Origin of the sequence: Aeromonas sp. D3, assembly GCF_027705025.1 — a bacterium.
In the GTDB taxonomy this organism is placed as follows: Bacteria; Pseudomonadota; Gammaproteobacteria; order Enterobacterales; family Aeromonadaceae; genus Aeromonas; species Aeromonas salmonicida.
This window is the reverse complement of record NZ_JAPDBE010000025.1, coordinates 35,846-55,024: the sequence shown is the minus strand read 5'-3', so window position 1 is coordinate 55,024 and position 19,179 is coordinate 35,846. Positions and strand designations below refer to the sequence as shown.

The 19,179-nt window shown below is 59.5% G+C and carries 15 protein-coding genes; 7 read left to right on the top strand and 8 right to left on the bottom strand.

Translation table 11 applies throughout. The features are described 5' to 3' along the window. Nucleotides 1-5 precede the first annotated feature (5 nt). Nucleotides 6-1,328, top strand: coding sequence for a Na+/H+ antiporter family protein (locus tag OKC28_RS14830; protein ID WP_099992771.1), 1,323 nt, complete (start codon nt 6-8; stop codon nt 1,326-1,328). A 70-nt stretch (nt 1,329-1,398) separates the two neighbouring features. Here OKC28_RS14830 and phnE read toward each other — a convergent pair whose 3' ends face one another. The 7 genes from phnE to ydiJ all read right to left on the bottom strand — a co-directional run bounded on the left by phnE (nt 1,399) and on the right by ydiJ (nt 10,601). Further along, on the bottom strand, nt 1,399-2,196 hold the full coding sequence (phnE, locus tag OKC28_RS14825) for a phosphonate ABC transporter, permease protein PhnE (protein WP_040094714.1): 798 nt from the start codon (nt 2,194-2,196) through the stop codon (nt 1,399-1,401). 60 nt (nt 2,197-2,256) lie between these two features. Beyond that, complete coding sequence (gene phnD, locus OKC28_RS14820) at nt 2,257-3,240, bottom strand: phosphonate ABC transporter substrate-binding protein (RefSeq protein ID WP_270690004.1); 984 nt, start codon at nt 3,238-3,240, stop codon at nt 2,257-2,259. Nucleotides 3,241-3,295: 55 nt separating this feature from the next. Next, a complete protein-coding gene (gene phnC, locus OKC28_RS14815) occupies nt 3,296-4,129 on the bottom strand; it encodes a phosphonate ABC transporter ATP-binding protein (RefSeq protein WP_212539941.1) in 834 nt (277 codons plus the stop codon). A 281-nt stretch (nt 4,130-4,410) separates the two neighbouring features. Beyond that, complete coding sequence (locus OKC28_RS14810; RefSeq protein ID WP_017412353.1) at nt 4,411-6,288, bottom strand: DEAD/DEAH box helicase; 1,878 nt, start codon at nt 6,286-6,288, stop codon at nt 4,411-4,413. Between the two features lie 181 nt (nt 6,289-6,469). Beyond that, the gene (locus tag OKC28_RS14805; protein WP_265434584.1) at nt 6,470-6,931 is read right to left on the bottom strand and encodes a hotdog fold thioesterase; all 462 of its coding nucleotides are present in this window, start codon (nt 6,929-6,931) and stop codon (nt 6,470-6,472) included. 104 nt (nt 6,932-7,035) lie between these two features. Next, nucleotides 7,036-7,524, bottom strand: a complete 489-nt coding sequence (locus OKC28_RS14800; protein ID WP_270689999.1) for a hypothetical protein — start codon at nt 7,522-7,524, stop codon at nt 7,036-7,038. Continuing rightward, the gene (gene ydiJ, locus OKC28_RS14795; RefSeq protein ID WP_270689997.1) at nt 7,524-10,601 is read right to left on the bottom strand and encodes a D-2-hydroxyglutarate dehydrogenase YdiJ; all 3,078 of its coding nucleotides are present in this window, start codon (nt 10,599-10,601) and stop codon (nt 7,524-7,526) included. The genes OKC28_RS14800 and ydiJ overlap by 1 nt, the downstream gene beginning before the upstream one ends. A 169-nt stretch (nt 10,602-10,770) precedes the next feature. Between ydiJ and OKC28_RS14790 the strand changes: the two genes are divergently transcribed. From OKC28_RS14790 to OKC28_RS14780, 3 genes are all read left to right on the top strand, one after another. Continuing rightward, nucleotides 10,771-11,697 carry a cation diffusion facilitator family transporter gene (locus OKC28_RS14790; protein ID WP_059169658.1) on the top strand — a complete coding sequence of 309 codons (927 nt, stop codon included), beginning with the start codon at nt 10,771-10,773 and terminating at the stop codon, nt 11,695-11,697. Between the two features lie 286 nt (nt 11,698-11,983). Further along, a complete protein-coding gene (locus tag OKC28_RS14785; protein WP_219615541.1) occupies nt 11,984-13,519 on the top strand; it encodes a TerC family protein in 1,536 nt (511 codons plus the stop codon). 176 nt (nt 13,520-13,695) lie between these two features. Then, nucleotides 13,696-14,817, top strand: coding sequence for an alkene reductase (locus tag OKC28_RS14780; protein ID WP_270689994.1), 1,122 nt, complete (start codon nt 13,696-13,698; stop codon nt 14,815-14,817). Between the two features lie 101 nt (nt 14,818-14,918). Here OKC28_RS14780 and OKC28_RS14775 read toward each other — a convergent pair whose 3' ends face one another. Then, complete coding sequence (locus OKC28_RS14775) at nt 14,919-15,938, bottom strand: adenosine deaminase (protein ID WP_270689992.1); 1,020 nt, start codon at nt 15,936-15,938, stop codon at nt 14,919-14,921. A 219-nt stretch (nt 15,939-16,157) separates the two neighbouring features. On the opposite strand from OKC28_RS14775, the gene OKC28_RS14770 reads away from it, so the two are divergent. The 3 genes from OKC28_RS14770 (at nt 16,158) to OKC28_RS14760 (ending at nt 19,005) form a co-directional block, all read left to right on the top strand. After that, entirely contained in the window at nt 16,158-16,907 is a 750-nt protein-coding gene (locus OKC28_RS14770; protein ID WP_021140410.1) for an HAD-IIA family hydrolase, read from the top strand. A gap of 20 nt (nt 16,908-16,927) precedes the next feature. Beyond that, nucleotides 16,928-18,547, top strand: a complete 1,620-nt coding sequence (locus tag OKC28_RS14765) for a cation:proton antiporter family protein (RefSeq protein WP_270689988.1) — start codon at nt 16,928-16,930, stop codon at nt 18,545-18,547. Nucleotides 18,548-18,636: 89 nt separating this feature from the next. Next, entirely contained in the window at nt 18,637-19,005 is a 369-nt protein-coding gene (locus OKC28_RS14760) for a cupin domain-containing protein (RefSeq protein ID WP_265456000.1), read from the top strand. The last annotated feature ends 174 nt before the right edge of the window (nt 19,006-19,179 follow it).

The window sequence follows — 19,179 nt, the reverse complement described above, 5'->3', positions numbered from 1 at the left end:
GTCACATGAACCCTGTTGTTGTCGCGGTCTCGCTGATGCTGGTGCTCAGCCTGCTGCGGATCAATGTGGTGGTCTCGCTCTCCATCAGCGCCATCGTAGGTGGCCTGCTGGGTGGCCTATCCCTGGCCGACACCCTCAGCACCTTCAGTGGTGGCCTGGGCGGTGGCGCAGAGATCGCTCTCTCCTATGCCATGCTGGGGGCCTTTGCGGTCGCCATCTCCCGCTCCGGGATCACCGACCTGCTGGCCCGCAAGGTGATCAACCAGCTGGGGCAAGATGCCAGCAGCTCCCGCATCCTCTGGGTCAAGACACTGCTGCTCGGCGCCGTCCTTTGCGTATCCGTCGCCTCCCAGAACCTGATCCCGGTCCACATCGCCTTTATTCCCATCCTGATCCCGCCGCTGCTGCACGTCATGGCCAAGATGAATATCGACCGCCGTCAGGTGGCCTGCGTCATCACCTTCGGCCTGACCGCGACCTATATGCTGCTGCCGGTGGGCTTTGGTGGCATCTTCCTCAACAACATACTGGCCAAGAACCTGATCGACAACGGGGTGCCGGTCGAGCTTGGCCAGCTGCCGATGGCCATGGCAATCCCTGTGCTTGGGATGTTCCTTGGTCTGTTGGTCGCCGTGTTCATCACCTACCGCAAGCCACGCCAGTATGACATGGACAAGATCCTGGCCGCCGAGCCCGAATCCACCGAGCTCAATCTCAACCATATCTGGGTTGCCCTGCTGGCCATCGCCGTCGCCCTCGGGCTGCAGCTGATGACCAACAGCATAGTGCTGGGTGCATTGGCAGGCTTTGTCATCTTTACCTGTGGCGGTGTCATCAAGTTTCGCGAGAGCCAGGACGCCTTCACCCAGGGCGTGCGCATGATGTCCCTCATCGGCTTCATCATGATCTCAGCCGCCGGCTTCGCCGCCGTGATGAAGGCGACCCAGGGGGTGGAGAGCCTGGTGCAATCCGTCTCTGCGGTGATCGGGGATCAAAAAGGCCTCGCCGCCTTCCTGATGCTGCTGGTTGGTCTCTTGATCACCATGGGGATTGGCTCCTCCTTCTCCACTGTGCCCATCATAGCCACCATCTATGTGCCGCTCTGTATCCACCTCGGCTTCTCCCCCATGGCGACCATGGCCCTGGTTGGCGCCGCCGGTGCGCTGGGGGATGCAGGTTCACCCGCCTCGGATTCGACCCTGGGCCCCACGTCGGGTCTCAATGTCGATGGTCAGCACGACCATATCTGGGACAGCGTGGTGCCCACTTTTATTCACTACAATATCCCGCTCATCCTCTTTGGCTGGGTGGCGGCCATGGTGCTCTAGCACTCGAGCAAGATGCAGACATGCAAAAGGCGACCTCGGGGTCGCCTTTTCACTTTGTGGACCAAGGCCCTTAGATAAACTGTTTGCGCAGCCGCTGGGAAAGCAGGTCCAGCATGCTCACCACCAGAATGATCACGATCAGCAGGGCGCAGGTCTGGCCAAACTGAAACCCGCGAATGGCTTCCCACAGCATCACCCCTATTCCACCTGCACCCACCATGCCCACCACAGTGGCGGAACGGACATTGGACTCAAAGCGGTAGAGGGAGTAGGAGATCCACAGCGGCAGCACCTGGGGAATGACCCCATAGATCACCTCCTGCAGCGCACTGGCGCCGGTTGCCCGCACCCCTTCCACAGGACCCGGCTCTATGGCTTCCACCGCTTCGGCAAACAGCTTGGCCAGTACCCCTGTGGTTCCGATAAACAGCGCCAGTACACCGGCAAAGGGCCCCAGTCCCACGGCCACCACAAACAGCATGGCAAACACCATTTCATTGATGGAGCGACAAGCATCCATCAGACGGCGGACCGGTTGATAGACCCACCAGGGCACTATGTTCTCGGCACACAAGATGCCAAGGGGAATGGCGCAGATAATGGCAAGTACAGTCCCCCACAGAGCGATCTGAACCGTCACTATCATCTCGCGCAGGTAGAGCTGCCACTGGGAAAAGTCCGGAGGAAAGAAGTCAGCGGCAAACTGGGCCATGTTGCCCGCATCCCGGTAGAGGGCAAGCGGATTCATCTCAGCCCCTTGCCATGACCAGGCCAACACGGCCATAAAGAGACCCCAGCCTGTCAAGCTGCGCCAGGATGGCTTGCTATTGGGGACAGCGGGATGAGGAACGGCAGTGATACTGCTCATAGTGACTCTCGACAAGGTATCGTGAAGATAAGTGCCCCCGGGCGGGGGCACGGGTTGACATCAGCTGGCACTGGCAGCCATGCGCTGCTCCAGCTGGGCCAGTTGCTCGTCCAGTATCTTGAGCTGGGCGGCTTTATCGCTCTCTTTGAGGTTGCCATTCGCCACCTCGGTACGCTTCTTGAAAAGCTCCAGCTGACGGATGGGCAACAGTTGATCATCGTCAGAGGGCTTGAACTTGGCCCACTGCAAACCGGTCAGGACCTGCTGCTCGGCGGGTTGATCCCCATAGGTCATGAAGAAGGTGCGGATACGTTCCTTGGCCCCATCATCGAGCCCTTTGCGCCATACCATGGGGTCGGAAGGGATCAGGGGTGAGGTCCAGATCACTTTCAGCTGAGCGGCTTTATCCGGTGCCATCTCTTGCAGCCTTTCCATCCCCTCGCTGTTGAAGGTACCCACATCCACCTGCTTGTTGGCCACGGACAAGGCGTTCACCTCGTGACTGCCATTCAGGGTGCGTTTGAAGATACGGCTAGGATCGGCATTGTTCTTGGCAAACACGTAATAGCCGGGCACCAGGTAACCTGAAGTTGAGTTGGGGTCACCATTGGCGAAGGTGAGCTCGCCGGCTTTGGCCAGCATGTCGTCGATGGTGCTGACCGGATTGTCCTTGTGGACCACCACCAGACTGTAGTAACCCTCGGATCCGTTGGCGGCGACCGTCTGAGCGAAGATTTCACCGTTGGCGCGATCCACGGCTTCCATAGCTGCCTTGTTGCCATACCAGGCCACGTCCACCTTGTTGAAACGCATGCCCTGTATGATGCCCGCATAATCAGGGGCAAAAAAGGCGTTGACCTTGAGGCCGGTCTGCTTGCTCATGTCGGCGATGAACGGATCCCACATTGCCTTGAGATTCTGGGACGACTCGGTAGAGATAATCCCGAAATTGAGCTCTTGCCCGGCCGCCTGGGCCTGGCCACTGACCAAGGCCCCACCCAGCAGGGCAGAAGCCGCGAGTACGTGACGCATACGCTTGAACATGAACTGACACTCCTTTGTATTGAACAGCTAATGGGTTGAATAACACTAAACAGGATCAGGCCAGAGCCTCGGTCAAACCGGACTCATGCCTGGAGGAGGCAACTTCGGAGAGAATATTGACGCTGTCGTAGGACGCTGCGCCATAAAGAGAGTCCAGCTGCATCTGGGTCAGATCGCAGATGGGACCATCAAAGTGAATGTGCCCGCCCTTGAGGGCCACCGCGCGTTGGCAGTAACGCATGGCGTAGTCAACCTGATGCAGGGTGATCACCACCGTCTTGCCATCCTGGCGATTGATGTCTGCCAGAATGGACATCACTTTGCGGGCCGACTCGGGATCCAGCGATGCGATAGGTTCATCGGCCAGGATCACCTCGGCTCGCTGAGTCAGGGCCCGTGCGATAGCAACACGCTGCTGCTGGCCGCCAGAGAGGGTGGAAGCCCGCTGCATCGCCAGTTCAGCCAGCCCAACTCTAGCCAGTGCCTGCATGGCATCGGCTTTCTCTTCTGCACTGAAGAGCCCCAGAGAGCCTCGCCAGCGGGGGATCCTGCCCAAGGTGCCGAGCAGCACGTTGTGAAGCACACTCAGCCGTCCCACCAGATTGAACTGCTGGAAGATATAACCAATATCTGCACGTACCTGGCGAACGCGGGGGCTCAGTTTGCCTTGCTGCTGCACCTGGCGATCCAGTACCCGAACCAGACTGCCCGGCCCGCTGTTGGCGTGGCACAGTCCAGCCAGATGGCGCAACAGGGTTGACTTGCCGGAGCCTGATGCACCGATCAGCGCCACCATCTCACCGGCCTCCACTGTCAGACTCAAATTATGGAGCGCCGGCTTGCCATGGAAGCTCTTGCTGAGACCCTCGACTCGTATAACAGGATTCATCACGCCTCTTTCTCTCCATTGACAGATTCGGGCAACCCTGCCCATTGATGGTCATCAAGGTAGTCAGCTTTTATGTCAGCTTGAGTGGATTTGAATGACGCTAAGATGACAGGCAGTGACAACGACGGAGAAGAGAGAAGCTCAGAGAAACAAAGCCTAAAAGATGTAAACAGAGCCATTAGGCCGAGCGAGAAAAATCGATACGCTGTTCGATGCGCATAAAAAATCCTGAACAAAAAAGGCCACTCGATGAGCGGCCTTTTTATCAATGCAATCAGGACTTAGCTGTCGCGGCGCTTGTTGCCACCGAACTTGCGATCCTTGTTGAAGCCACCTTCACGGCGCTCCCCGCTCTTGTTGAACGGACGGTCACCGCTGGGGCGGCGATCCTTGTTGAAAGGACGATCGCTGCGGGGCGGACGGGGGGCGGTATTGCTGCCGGCCGGCACCTCTGTGTAGCGGGTGATCATCAGCGGACGCTGGCAAACACGGGCTTTCTTGATCACTTCCAGTACATCGGCGGTCATGCCCTTGGGCAGGTCGACGGTGGAGAAGTCATCAGCGATATCGATGTTGCCGATGAAACGGCTCTCGATGTTCGCTTCGTTGGCGATAGCGCCCACGATCTGGCCCGGCTTGACACCGTGATGGGCACCCACGTCTACGCGGTAGCGCTCCATCTCGACATCCGGGTTGTCTTTCAACGGACGCGGCTCGAGGGACGGCATGCGACGGGCAGGACGATCACCACGGTCAGCAAAATCACTGCCACCGTCACGGCGTTCGAAATCACGACCACCACGATCATTGCTGCTGAACTGCGGCTCAGGGATGGAGTCATCCAGCAGCAGCGGTTGATCACCTTGTACCAGCTTGGCCAGGGCGGCAGCCAGTTCCAGCGGATCGGCAGAATCTTCTTCGATCAGCTCGTTCACCAGGTTCAGGTAGAGCTCAAGCTCTTCGCCCATCATGGTTTCCCGGATGCGCTCTTTGAACTTGGTCATACGGTGCTGGTTGATGTCCTCGGTGCTCGGCATCTTCATCGGCTCGATGGCCTGACGAGTGGCGTGCTCGATGGCGCGCAGCATACGACGCTCGCGGGGAGCAACAAACAGGATGGCCTCACCCTTGCGACCGGCACGACCGGTACGGCCGATACGGTGCACGTAGGATTCGGTATCGTACGGAATGTCGTAGTTCACCACGTGGGTGATGCGCTCGACGTCCAGACCACGGGCGACAACGTCGGTGGCGATCAGGATATCCAGCTGGCCTTGACGCAGCTTGTCAACGGTACGCTCACGCAGCTTCTGCGGGATGTCACCGTGCAGTGCTTCACAAGCATGGCCACGAGCGGCCAGTTTGCCAGCCAGCTCTTCGGCAGCGTTCTTGGTACGCACGAAGACCAGTACGGCTTCGTACGGCTCGACTTCCAGCAGACGGGTCATGGCGTCCAGCTTGTGCAGACCGGTTACCTGCCAGTAGCGCTGACGGATGGTCGGTGCAGTGGAGGTCTTAGAGACGATTTTGATCTCTTTGGGCTGCTTCAGGTGCTTCTGGGCAACACGGCGGATCTGGTCCGGCATGGTGGCAGAGAAGAGAGCAACCTGACGGGTGCTCGGGCACTGTTCCATGATCCAGTCCACGTCATCGATGAAGCCCATGCGCAGCATTTCATCAGCTTCGTCCAGCACCAGGGCTTTCAGACCGGAAAGATCCAGGTTCTTGCGACGGATCAGGTCCATCACACGGCCCGGAGTACCCACGACAACCTGGGCACCGCGACGCAGGGCGCGGGTCTGGGTTTCGTAAGAGGAGCCACCGTAGATGGGCAGGACGTGGAAGTCAGGCATGTGCTTGGCGTAACGTTGGCACGCCTCGGCAACTTGCAGGGCCAGTTCACGGGTCGGAGCCAGCACCAAAACCTGGGTGTTGCGGTTACCAGCTTCCAGACGAGACAACAGAGGCAAGGCAAAAGCAGCGGTCTTCCCTGTACCGGTTTGCGCCTGCCCCAGCAGATCGTGTCCCGCCATGAGGTGGGGAATTGCTGCGGCCTGGATCGGTGACGGGCGCTCATAGCCCACGTCTTGCAGCGCTTTCAATACAGGCGCGGCCAGTCCAAGCTCACTAAAAAGGGGCAGTTGTTCGGTATCAGACATAGATTCTTCCAGATTAAGGCAGGCGGCTAAGCACCGCGGAATAGCAAAAAGGCGGCGATTATAGCGCCACTTTGTTCTGCTGTCTTGAAAAATGTGATAAGCCTCTCAAGACGTTGGCAATTATAGAGGGATCTCGCGACTATGGCTTGCTTATTTTGCACTACTGGTGCGTTATTGCTGGTCACTCCCCGCTGGAGTCCTTGTCCCGCTTGTGTTTGAGCACCGCCATGGTCAACCGGCTGGTGCACAACAAACGCCCACGTTCATCCCGAATTTCAATCTGCCACACCTGGGTCCTTGCCCCCAGATGCAGGGGCGAGCAACGCCCTGTGACTACCCCTTCCCGCTTGGCGCGCAGATGGTTGGCGTTCACCTCCAGTCCCACACAGTAGCTGTCCGGCCCGACCGCCATATTGGCAGCCAGCGACCCGAGCGTCTCCGCCAGCACTACTGAGGCGCCGCCGTGCAACATGCCAAGGGGCTGATGGGTTCTGTGGTCCACCGGCATGGTGGCTTCGAGCCAGTCGGGGCCAACATCCGTGTAGATGATATCGAGGTGGGCCATCAGGGTGTTGCGCGACGAGGCATTGAGCCCTTCCAGACTCATGGGCTTGCGCCAGATGGGGGCAGTATCGTGACTCATGGGGGTGATGACTCCTCTAATGTGAGAAACAGGTTAAAACAATCGGCAGGAAGCAAAGATGGGGCCCGGCAGCACAGCGGCAAGGCCCCATGGAAATAATCGCATTACCAGGGATAGGTGACGCCAGGCCACTCACTCCAGGGCGTATCACGCCCGGGCAGGCGCGGCGCAGACCAGCGCCATGCCTTGCCAAGCCAGGTACGCAGCTCGGTTTCCAGCTCGGCATCGGTCAGCGGCGCGTCGGCCACCTTCCAGAAGAAGAGCTCCACTTCCACCTCCGGCAATACCGAGGGGTAGAGATAGACGCCGCCCCAGAACTGCAACTCCCGATCCGGGCTCCACAGGCCATAGGCAAAGGAGCGCTTGGCCAGAAACTCGGCCTGCTGCCACTCCAGATCCCCCTCATGCTGGCTCAGGCTGAATTGGTCAGAGGGCCAGACATCCTGGAGGCGAAACAGTTGATGAAGCTGCTCCCGTTCACGCTGCATGGCCACAAACTCCACCACGGCCTGGGCCGGGGTGGCTGGCAACAGCAGGAAGTGCGGGTGCCGGTAGGCTTGTGGCACCCGAAACCGCTTGGGAAAAGTCAGCATCAGAGCAGTTCCAGCAACGCCTGCAGCGGATGCTTGAGTTTCTCCCCCTCCATCCGCTTGACCTGACTGCGACACGAATAACCGGTAGCCAAACAGCGATCTTTGGGCAACCTCGACAGAGGCTCTGCCCAGCTGAGGCCATAGATCCCCTTGGAGTTCTCCACCTGTTTTGCATCGTGGCCATAGGTACCGGCCATGCCGCAGCAGCCCACAGAGACAGGCTGCAGACGAGCACCGAAGCGGCTGAACAGGGTCCCCCAGTCACCGTGAGTCGAGGGCTTGGCCGTCTTCTCGGTGCAGTGGGCAAACAGATACCAGGGCTCAGCCTCTCCTTTTTCATCGACATCCGCGGTGGGCTTGGCAAGGGGCAGGGAGTCGGCCGGAAGAGAAAGCAGCCACTCCTGGGGCAACAACACCTGAAAATCGCCACGGGCCGCGCCAAGGGCCTTGGCATATTCGTCGCGATAGCAGAGCACCAGAGAGGGATCGACGCCCACCATGGGGATGCCGAGCGCCGCTATCTTGTTGAGGAACTGGGCGCTGTTGGCCGCGGTGCGGGCGAAGGCGCGCAGGAACCCCTTCACGTGCTGGGGCTTGCCGTTGGGCTTGAATGGCAGCAGATAGGGTTGCAGCCCAAGCTTGCTGGCAAGTTTCACCAGATCGCGTACCACGGGGGCGTCGTAATAACTGGTGAAGGGATCCTGCACGATCAGCACCACTCTGGCACGCTGCTCGGCATTCATGGCCTCAAGGCCCGGCAGGTCGAAATAGCGCGCCTTGTTGTCGTGCAGGGATTCGGCCAGGGTCGGTACCGAGAGCAAGGGCACATCCACCATGCCGATGCTCTTCTCGGTCGCCTTCTGGGCCCACTCTTTTTCCAGGAAAAAGTTGACCAGTTTCGGCGCCTTGGCCAGCAGCGGTGCATAACTCTCCACTGTACCAACGAAGTAATCCTTGGGGCCCCGCAGATAGCGACTGTGGTAGAGCTGCATGAAACGGGCACGGAAGGTGGGCACATCCACCTTGATGGGGCACTGGCTGGTACAGGCTTTACACGCCAGACACCCCTCCATCGCCTCCATCACCTCGTGGGAAAAGTCATACTGGCCACGGGCGCGGGCCAGGGTGTTGCGAAACTTGTCGACGATCGCCTTGAAGCGCAGGCCACCCGATTGCAACGCCACTTCTTCAGCCAGAGGATCGAAGCCCTGCTCCGCCAACTGGCGCAACCATTCACGCATCAAGCCGGCACGCCCCTTGGGAGAGTGACGTCTGTCTTTGCTGATCTTGACCGAAGGACACATGGGGGAGTCGGTCTCGAAGGTGAAACAGAGGCCATTGCCGTTGCAATCCATGGCGCGGGTATAGCTTTCCCGCACTGCGATGGGGATCTGGCGGTCAAACTTGCCGCGCTTGGGCCCGTCTACCGACACAAGCGAAGCTCCGCTGCCATAAGGCATGCAGATCTTGCCCGGGTTGATGCGGTTGTCGGGGTCAAAGGCGCCTTTGACCCGCTGCAACTCTTCCCACAGCTCGCCGAAGAAGGCGGGGCTGTATTCGGAGCGAAAACCCTTGCCGTGCTCCCCCCACATCAAGCCGCCATATTTGGCGGTGAGCGCCACCACCTGATCCGAGATGCGCCGCAGCAGCACTTCCTGCTCGGGGTCGCACAAGTCCAGCGCGGGACGCACGTGCAATACCCCCGCATCGACGTGGCCGAACATGCCGTAGTCGAGGCCGTGGCCGTCGAGCAGGGCACGAAACTCCATGATGAAATCGGCGAGCGACTCAGGGGGAACTGCCGTATCTTCGGTGAAAGCCACCGGTTTTTTACGCCCTTCGGCGTTGCCAAGCAGCCCCACCGACTTCTTGCGCATGGCGTAGATAGTCTCGATGCTCGGCAGGTGACTGCACACCTGATAGCCGATGACACCCGCCTCCCCTTGCGCCAGCAGCCCATTGATGCGCCGGCACAATTCAGCCACTTTGGCCTGATGCTCTTGTTCGTCGGTGTCGGCAAACTCGACGATATTGAGCCCTTGCAGATCCTTGCCGGGCACGTCCTCAATGAATGCCTTGACCGAGTGCCAGATGATGTCGGCCCGGGCCAGTCCCAGCACGCGGGAATCCACCGTCTCCACCGACAGGGCCTGCGCCTGCACCATAAAGGGGGCATTGCGCAGGGCCGAGGGGAAGCTGTCGTACTTGACGTTGACCAGGGTCCGGTAACGCGGGATCGGTGTGATATTGAGCCTGGCTTCGGTGATAAACCCCAGGGAGCCTTCCGAGCCGCACAATACCCGGCTCACATCTAGGGTGTCGGTGTCGGGGGCATAGAGGTGCTTGAGATCATAACCGGTCAGAAAACGGTTGAGCTTGGGGAAAGTGGCTTCGATGTCGGCGCGGCGCTCGCGGCCGATGCGATACAGGGTGCGGTAGATCTCCCCTTCCCTACTCTCGAGGGCCAGCTTGTCTTCAAGACGGGAGCCATTGACCGGCTCTGTGACCATGATGTCACCGTTTTCCAGCACGGCTTTCAAGCCCAGCACGTGATCCGAGGTTTTGCCGTAGACGAGCGACCCCTGCCCGGAGGCATCGGTGTTGACCATGCCGCCCAGAGTGGCGCGATTGGAGGTGGAGAGATCCGGCGAGAAGAAATAACCGTGGGGTTTCAAATAGGCGTTGAGCTGATCCTTGACCACCCCGGCCTGAGCGCGCACCCAGCCCTCCTCCAGATTAATTTCCATGACCTGGTTCATATGGCGGGAGAGATCGACGATAATGCCGCCGCCCAGGGATTGGCCATTGGTGCCGGTACCGCCGCCGCGAGGGAAGAAACTCAAGGCTGCGTACTCGGGCCCCCGTGCCAACTTGAGCATCACTGCAATGTCATCCGCACTGCGCGGATAGAGCACCGCCTGAGGTACGACCTGATAGACGCTGTTATCCGTCGCCATCGCCAACCGGCTTGCATAAGACTTTTCGATATCACCACGAAATGCTGATCGCGCCAGCAACTCAAGAAACTGCAGGGTTGTAGGTGACAAACTGTCCTGGTAATCGAGTCTCGGGATCATGAATCCTTGTTCCCATCCTTTGCTTGATGCCGGTACTCCGGCGACAAAGACTGCCCTGGCTGCCTCTTTGCGGGTATCAGGGCCAGTCTGCTCACATGTGAGCGGGCAGTATATCAGCTAGAAAACCGCTTGCGCTTGGCAATATTCACCATTTGAAAGGAGGATTGTTATGGCTCACCACAGCCATGTTATCAGTACGTTTATTACCACAGAGAAACAGGCCTTGACCCTGTCACTGTTCGGCAGCATCGCCTTTGCCATCTTCGGGATTGGCTATGGTCTGCTGGTTGGCTCCCACGCCATCATGCTCGATGGCATCTTCAGCCTGTTCAGCATGGGCATGACAGGCCTTGGTCTGGTTACCGCCTACCTGGTTACCCGCCCCTCAGATGACCGCTTTCAGTATGGCTACGCTCACTTCGAGCCCATTGCCAACGTCATCAACGGGATCATCATTTTGCTGCTCTGTCTCGGTGCCCTCTACAGCGGCATCACCTCCCTGCTGGCCGGTGGTCGCGAGATAGATCTCGGTCACGCCCTCATCTGCGCCGCCATCTCCACCTTTTTGTGTGCACTTATCTATGTTGTCGAGGCGCGAATGGCCAAGCGATTCAACTCGGAGCTGGTGCGCGTCGATTCCGAAGAGTGGCTGGTCGACACCATTTTAAGCGCCACCCTGCTGGTGGGCTTTCTGGTCGCCATGGGCCTCGATGCCATGGGCCATGGTCAATACAACCGCTACATAGACCCCATGCTGGTCTCTCTGCTGGCCCTGTGCGCCACCCTCATTCCCATCAAGGTGCTGAGCCGCAATCTCCGAGAAGTGTTGAAGATTGCCCCCAAGGGCGATGTGTCCCAGCGGGTCGCCAGCGAGATTGAAGCCCTGCGCCAGCGCCATGGCATCGAGTGCTACAGCCATCTGGCCAAGAGCGGTCGTCGCTTCGATCTGGAGTTGAACATACTGGTGGCACCGGGGCAGGAGTGGCCTGTCGAGCGCCAGGATGCCCTGCGCCAGGAGCTCTGGTCACGCCTCGGCGATACCCTGGGGGATGCCTGGCTCTCGGTCTGCTTCACCCGCGAAAAACGCTGGTTGTAACGCTCCACAGGGGGAGTGCAGCCAGGCTGCCTCCCCTGCGTCATCACATCTTCATCGCCCTGCTCTTGCCAAAGCGCCGATTCTCGCTATCATCAGGGCTCATTTTTAACCCGAGGTTTTATTGCCCATCATGGACAACCCCCGAAGTTACCTTTCGTTTCTTCCTGTCAAACTCTGTCTTTACCTGCTTCATCAGCGCCTCTGAATAACGCCATTGCCTTGCACTGCCGCGGCCACTGTTGCCGTGACTGATACCCGCTCTGTCTGTATTTATTGAGGTCATTACATGGAATTGCTGCTGGATCCCCACATCTGGGTTGGTCTGTTTACCCTGATCATTCTGGAAATCGTGCTCGGGATAGACAACCTGGTCTTCATCGCCATCCTGGTGAAAAAACTGCCCCCCGCCCAGCGGGATCGTGCCCGTATCATAGGCCTGTCACTGGCGCTGCTGATGCGCCTGGCCCTGCTCAGCGTGATGTCATGGCTGGTCACCTTGACCACCCCCATCCTTCACCTCGGTGATTTTGCCTTCTCCGGTCGGGATCTCATCCTGATGGGCGGCGGCCTGTTCCTGCTGTTCAAGGCCACCACCGAGCTCCATGAGCGGCTGGAATCCAAACAGCCAGAAGATGGCCCGGTCGGCGTCTATGCCAGCTTTGGCGTGGTGATCACCCAGATCCTGGTGCTGGATGCCATCTTCTCGCTGGACTCCATCATCACGGCAGTGGGCATGGTGGAACATCTCTGGGTCATGATGGCGGCCGTCACCATCGCCATGGCGGTGATGGTGCTCGCGTCAAAGCCGCTGACCCGCTTCGTCAACGCCCACCCCACAGTGGTGGTGCTCTGCCTGAGCTTCCTGCTGATGATAGGCTTCAGCCTGGTGGCGGAAGGATTTGGCTTCCACATTCCCAAGGGCTACCTCTACGCGGCTATCGGTTTCTCCGTGCTTATCGAGTTCTTCAACCAGTTGTCCCAGCGCAGCGCAGAGCGTCATGAGGCCAAGTTGCCCCTGCGCGAGCGCACCACGGCCGCCATCTTCAAACTGATGGGCAGCAAGGCGTATCAGGACAGGCCGGATGATGATCTGGATGCACCGACACCCGAGCCGCTGAGCTTCGGGGAAGAGGAGCGCTATATGGTGACCGGGGTACTGTCCCTTGCCGATCGATCCATCCGCACCATCATGACCCCTCGCTCCGACATGGCCTGGATCGACGTCAATGACTCGGTCGAAGAGATCCGTGCCGTGTTGCAGCGGGAGCCCCACAGCCTGTTCCCGGTTTGTGACGGCGATCTGGACGAGGTCATAGGCGTGCTCAAGGCGCGGGATCTGCTGTTTGCCCTCAACGAGGGGCAGTCCCTGACCGAGCTGGCCAAACAGAATGACCCCATTATCGTGCCCCAGACCATCAACGTGATCCGCTTGCTGGCAGAGCTGCGCAAGGCCAAAGGCAGCCTCATTCTGGTCGCCGACGAGTTTGGCGTCATCCAGGGTCTGGTGACCACCCACGATCTGCTGGAAGCCATCGTCGGCGAGCTGCCTGATGAAGATGAAACCCCGGACATGGTGCGCGATGGCGAGAGCTGGCTCATCAATGGCAGCACCAACATCCACCATGTGGAGCAGGTGCTGGAATACGAGGGACTGGTAAGTGACAGCGATGAATACGTGACGCTCGCAGGCATGCTGCTCTCCCACTTCGGCACACTGCCGACTCCGGGCCAGCAGCTGCAACTGCAGCAGTTGCACTTCGAGGTGATCGAAGTCAGCGAGCGTCGCATCGAACGGGTGCGCGTCACACCGTTGAACCCCTGATCACACGAACCGCACGACCAACCAAAAAAGAGGGCCAAGCGGCCCTCTTTTTTATGACTGTTTGCCGCTGATGCTTGATTGCTGCATCAAGTGCAATTCTTTTCTGCAATTACCCCTCTTTTTCACAAATAAAAGCAGGACTAGAGTGACCTCAATCCCACCATGAGGAACACAAAATGAGCCACGATAACCTGTTCTGCCCGCTGCGTCTGGGCCAGTTGCACCTTAACAACCGCATCGTCATGCCCCCCATGACACGCTCCCGCGCCAGCCAGCCCGGTGACGTGGCCAACGCCATTATGGCCACCTATTACGCCCAGCGCGCCGAGGCCGGCCTCATCATCAGCGAAGGCACCCAGATAGACCCGCTGGGCAAGGGCTACGCCTGGACCCCCGGGATCCACAGCGCCGAGCAGGTAGCGGGCTGGAAGGGGGTGACCGATGCTGTCCATGCCAAGGGGGGCACCATCTTTGCCCAGCTCTGGCACGTGGGGCGCGTCACGCATACTGACAATATCGGCGGGGCCCAGCCCATCTCTTCGTCTGCCATCAGAGCAGAAGGGGTGCGGGTATTTGTCGATAACGGCAGCGATGCTCCCGGTTTTGTCGAGACCACAACCCCGCGCGCCATGACCCAGAGCGACATAGATGCGGTAGTGGGCCAGTTCCGCCAGGCGGCTCGCAATGCCCTGAACGCCGGCTTTGACGGCATAGAGCTGCACGCTGCCAACGGTTACCTCATCAACCAGTTCCTCGACTCCGAGTCCAATACCCGCACCGACAACTACGGTGGCTCACTGGAAAATCGCCTGCGTTTCCTCAAAGAGGTGACACAAGCGGTCAGTGCCGAAATCGGGGCGGACAGGGTCGGAGTGCGCCTTGCGCCGCTCACCACCCTCAACGGCACCGTTGATGCCAACCCGCAAGAGACCTATCTGGCCGCCGCTCGCTTGCTGGGTGAACTGGACGTCACCTATCTGCATATCGCCGAAGCGGACTGGGACGATGCGCCCCTGATGGCGGAAAACTTCAAGCAGGGGTTGCGAGATGCCTTCCCCAACACCCTCATCTATGCGGGCAAGTATGACGGTGAGCGGGCGCGTGCCGCTCTCAATGCGGGCTGGGCCGACATGATTGGCTTTGGTCGTCCCTTCGTGGCCAACCCGGATCTGCCGAACCGGTTGCGCCACGGCTACCCCCTCGCGCCCCATGATCCGGCGACCCTGTTTGGCGGCGGTGAGAAGGGACTGACCGACTACCCGAGCTATCAGGCGCTAGCCGAGACGCAGTCAGCCTGAGACTGGCAAGCCGCCCACCTCGGTCACAAAGCCGCACAGTAAAACGCGCCCGCTATTGATGCGGGCGCGTTTTTTGGGGTGTGGCGTCAGCGAGCCAGAGGTCAGTAGAGGGCCACACCGTAACAGGCGGCGTAGCTTCTTATTTCCCGGGTCAACCGCGCCTTGTCCGCCAGGCTGAGCCAGCTCGCCTCGACGGCATTGAGCGACAAGCGGCAAAGCTGGTTCATGCTGGCGCCAAGATCATGGGCCAGGGCGTGGAAGTTGGCTGCCATGTAGCCGCCAAAATAGGCGGGATCGTCGGAGTTGATGGTGACGCACAGCCCCTGCTCCAGCAGGGTCAGCACATTGTGATAAGCCATTCGCTCAAACACCCTGAGACGGGTATTGGAAAGGGGGCAGACGGTGAGCGGCAACCGGGTATCGGCCAGATAACGCAGCAGGTCGGGATCATCGACGCAGCGCACCCCGTGATCGATGCGGCGTACCTGCAGCTCATGGATGGCCTGCCAGATATACTCGGCCGGCCCTTCTTCGCCTGCGTGGGCCACCACAGGCAGCCCCAGCTCGCGACAACGGGCAAAGACCCGGGCAAACTTGGCGGGGGGATTGCCCTTCTCCCCCGAATCGAGACCAATGCCGTGAATGCGGGCGAGAAAAGGCATGGCGTCATCCAGGGTGGCGAACGCTGCCTCTTCACTCAGATGACGCAGAAAACTCATGATAAGCCGCCAGCTGATGCCCAGCTCCCGCTCCCCCGCCTGCAGCGCCCGTTCTATGCCCCCCAGCACGGTGGCAAAGGGGATGCCTCGGGCGGTGTGGGTTTGCGGATCGAAGAAGATCTCCACATGCACCACCTTGTCGGCGGCACAGCGCTTGAGATAGGCCCAGGTGAGATCGAAAAAATCCTGCTCTGTGATGAGTACGCTGGCGCCAAGGTAGTAGAGATCAAGGAAGGATTGCAGACAGTCAAAGTCATAGGCGGCGCGCACGCTCCCCACGTCAGACCAGGGCAGCGCCACCCCGTTGCGGGCGGCCAGCATACACATCAGCTCCGGCTCGAGTGACCCCTCTATATGCAGGTGCAACTCCAGCTTGGGCAAACCGGCAATAAAGTTATCCATGATGATGGCTCCATCAGCACACAGACAGCGAGACCTGCCACTTGCAGAGCGGATCCCTTCCCTCTCCCTTTTCATTGTGTACCTATCTCGCCTGGTAGGGGGAGACTTGTCATCAAACCGACTTATAATGGCGTCACAAAAACAACATAACTGATTGAAGATATTAAGAGTTGGCGTCCGCCCCGCGTTCACTCTTGTGCCCTATACAAAGGAGTTCCCATGAAAAAAAGCGTCATCTGTGACATCGACGGCGTCATTCTGCACAACAACGATCTCATCCCCGGTGCCGACCGCTTCGTCCATCGCCTGCTGGAGCAGGGCAGCAAGCTTTTGTTCCTCACCAACTACCCGGCCCAGACCCAGAAAGATCTGCAAAACCGCTTCCGCTCCGCCGGGATCGAAGTGCCGGAGGAGTGCTTCTACACCTCCGCCATGGGCACAGCCGATTTTCTCAAACGCCAGGATGGCAAGAAGGCCTATGTGATTGGCGAAGGGGCCCTGACCCACGAGCTCTACAAGGCCGGTTTCACCATCACCGACATAGACCCCGACTTCGTGGTCGTGGGCGAGACCCGCAACTACAACTGGACCATGATGCAGCTGGGGGCCAAGTTCGTGGATCAGGGGGCCCGCTTCATCGCTACCAACCCCGATACCCATGGCCCCATGATGCATCCTGCCTGCGGCGCCCTCTGCGCTCCCATAGAGCGGATGACGGGCAAGAAGCCATTTTATGTGGGCAAGCCGAGCGCCTGGATCATTCGCGCGGCATTGAACCGGATGGAGGCCCACTCCGACGACACCATCATCATCGGCGACAACCTGCGCACCGATATTCTGGCGGGCTTCCAGGCCGGTCTTGAAACCGTGCTGGTGCTCTCCGGGGTGAGCAAGGTCGCGGATATCGATCGCATGCCGTTTCGCCCGAACCACATCTTCGACTCAGTCGTGGATATCGATATCGTCTGATGTGATCACAGGAGTCATCCATGGAACCGCTCTTCATTGCCGTCGCCTTCGCCTGCGGCATGCTGGTCAACCTGGTGGGGCTGCCGCCCCTGATCGACTTTCTCGCCGCCGGTTTTGTGCTCAATGGCCTCGGCTATCAAAGCTCCGAGGTACTGACCACGGTGGCCGAGCTGGGGGTGACCCTGATGCTGTTCACCATAGGCCTCAAGCTCAACATCAAGACCTTGCTGCGCCGTGACGTGTGGGGCACTGCCACCGTCCATATCCTGCTCTCCAGCGGCCTGTTCTGGGTGATCCTGCTCGCCTGCAAAGGGGTCGGCATGACCTTGATGCAGGATCTGGAGTGGCCCCACGCCATCATGCTTGGGTTTGCCCTCTCCTTCTCCAGCACCGTCTTTGCGGTCAAGGTGCTGGAAGATCGCAGCGACATGAATGCCCTCTATGCCAAGCTGGCCATAGGGGTGCTGATCATGCAGGACATCTTCGCGGTGGGTTTTCTGACCGCCTCCACCGGCAAATTGCCCAGTATCTGGGCGCTCTGGATACTGGCGCTGCCCTTCCTGCGGCCCCTGCTGTTCAAGCTGCTGGAGCGGGCCGGTCACGGTGAATTGCAGATGCTGATGGGGATCACCCTGGCCCTGGTACTGGGGGCCGCCGCCTTTGAGGCTGTCGGCTTGAAGCCGGACTTGGGGGCTCTGGTGATCGGCATGCTGCTGGCTTCCCACCCGGCGGCGGCGGGGATGGCAAAATCCCTGTTCAGCCTCAAGGATCTGTTCCTCATCTGCTTTTTCCTCTCCATCGGCCTCAACGGCATGCCGACCCAGGAAACCATGTGGATGGCGCTGGTGCTGATGTTGGCACTGCCGCTCAAAAGCGCCCTCTACTATCTGGTCTACAGCGGTGCCCGGCTGCGGGTGCGAACCGCGTTGCTCTCGACGCTGGCACTCACCAACTACTCTGAGTTCGGCCTGATCGTGGCCGCCATCGCCGCCAAGGCGGGCTGGCTCTCCCACGAATGGCTGGTCGCCCTCTCGCTGGCGCTGGCGGGCAGCTTCATGCTGTCGGCCCCGCTCAATAGCTACAGCGAGTGGATCTATCAGCACATAGGCCCCTGGTTGCGCCGCCTGCAATCGGACACCCTGCACCTGGATGACAGGCCCATCGAACTGGGGGATGCAGAGGTGATCATCCTCGGCATGGGGCGCATCGGACAGGGCGCCTATCATGAGCTGGAGCGCAAATACGGCAACGTCATACTGGGGGTCGAAAACAACGGGGACAAGGCACCCCTGCTGCGCGAACAGGGGATGAACGTGCTGGAAGGGGATGCCACCGATACCGACTTCTGGGACAAGGTGATCCTCTCCCATCAGGTTCAGCTGGTGATCCTCGCCATGCCCCACCACTCGGGCAACCTCTACGCCATCGACAAGCTGCGCAGCCACGGTTTTCACGGCAAGATAGCAGCCATAGTCCGCTTCGAGGATGACATCGCCTCCCTGCGTGAACAGGGCGTCGATGCGGTGTTCAACGTCTACGACGAGGCAGGCAGCGGCTTCGCTCGCCACGTCATCAGGCAGTTGCAGCCACTCGACACAGAGGCAACCCTTGTCAACGGGGGGCCTCCTCGTTTAACTTAATGTCAACATTGTTAAACAAACTAAACGAATGCGGGGCCTGGATGGCCCCGCACTCTCAATATCTCACTCACCATTGGCAAGGATGCACCATGAAAACCCTCAACGACTGGGTACTGCTCAACCAGCACGCCGTCTCCCCCACCCCGCTCACGCCCCCAGCCGAGCGTATCAAGGCCGGCAACCCTGAACAAAGCCTCTGGAACCACTACTCGGATCCCAGCCAGCAGTTTCACGTGGGTTTCTGGGCCTGCGAGCCGGGGCGCTGGGCCATCCACTACACGGAGCACGAATATTGCCAGCTGCTGGAAGGGGATGTGGTGATCCACGACAGCCTGGGGGGTCAACTTGCCCTCAAACCGGGGGATCAGTTCGTTATTCCGGCCGGCTTTGTCGGGGAGTGGGAGACACTCACCCCCTGTCGCAAGGTCTATGTGATCTTCGAGCCCGCCACCACTTGACGTTGGCGTCAACTCGCCCTGTTTTTCCACTCGGCCCATCTGCTCGTCTGCTTGACGTTTACGGCATGATTTTCTGCGGTTTTCCCGCTTGCAAAAGGTTTTTGCGCTAGGCATTGTGATTGACGAGGAATGTAAATGGAATTTCGAGCCCGTATGTGGGGGGCTCCTATAAAA

Bases quoted from the DNA above. Each gene is read 5' to 3' on its own strand.
- OKC28_RS14770 (WP_021140410.1), top strand. From the start codon at position 16,158: ATGAAAAAAAGCGTCATCTGTGACATCGACGGCGTCATTCTGCACAAC.
- OKC28_RS14810 (WP_017412353.1), bottom strand. From the start codon at position 6,288: ATGTCTGATACCGAACAACTGCCCCTTTTTAGTGAGCTTGGACTGGCC.
- OKC28_RS14760 (WP_265456000.1), top strand. From the start codon at position 18,637: ATGAAAACCCTCAACGACTGGGTACTGCTCAACCAGCACGCCGTCTCC.
- OKC28_RS14800 (WP_270689999.1), bottom strand. From the start codon at position 7,524: ATGCTGACTTTTCCCAAGCGGTTTCGGGTGCCACAAGCCTACCGGCAC.
- phnD (WP_270690004.1), bottom strand. From the start codon at position 3,240: ATGTTCAAGCGTATGCGTCACGTACTCGCGGCTTCTGCCCTGCTGGGT.
- ydiJ (WP_270689997.1), bottom strand. From the start codon at position 10,601: ATGATCCCGAGACTCGATTACCAGGACAGTTTGTCACCTACAACCCTG.
- OKC28_RS14790 (WP_059169658.1), top strand. From the start codon at position 10,771: ATGGCTCACCACAGCCATGTTATCAGTACGTTTATTACCACAGAGAAA.
- OKC28_RS14805 (WP_265434584.1), bottom strand. From the start codon at position 6,931: ATGAGTCACGATACTGCCCCCATCTGGCGCAAGCCCATGAGTCTGGAA.
- OKC28_RS14780 (WP_270689994.1), top strand. From the start codon at position 13,696: ATGAGCCACGATAACCTGTTCTGCCCGCTGCGTCTGGGCCAGTTGCAC.
- OKC28_RS14785 (WP_219615541.1), top strand. From the start codon at position 11,984: ATGGAATTGCTGCTGGATCCCCACATCTGGGTTGGTCTGTTTACCCTG.
- OKC28_RS14775 (WP_270689992.1), bottom strand. From the start codon at position 15,938: ATGGATAACTTTATTGCCGGTTTGCCCAAGCTGGAGTTGCACCTGCAT.
- OKC28_RS14765 (WP_270689988.1), top strand. From the start codon at position 16,928: ATGGAACCGCTCTTCATTGCCGTCGCCTTCGCCTGCGGCATGCTGGTC.
- OKC28_RS14830 (WP_099992771.1), top strand. From the start codon at position 6: ATGAACCCTGTTGTTGTCGCGGTCTCGCTGATGCTGGTGCTCAGCCTG.
- phnC (WP_212539941.1), bottom strand. From the start codon at position 4,129: ATGAATCCTGTTATACGAGTCGAGGGTCTCAGCAAGAGCTTCCATGGC.
- phnE (WP_040094714.1), bottom strand. From the start codon at position 2,196: ATGAGCAGTATCACTGCCGTTCCTCATCCCGCTGTCCCCAATAGCAAG.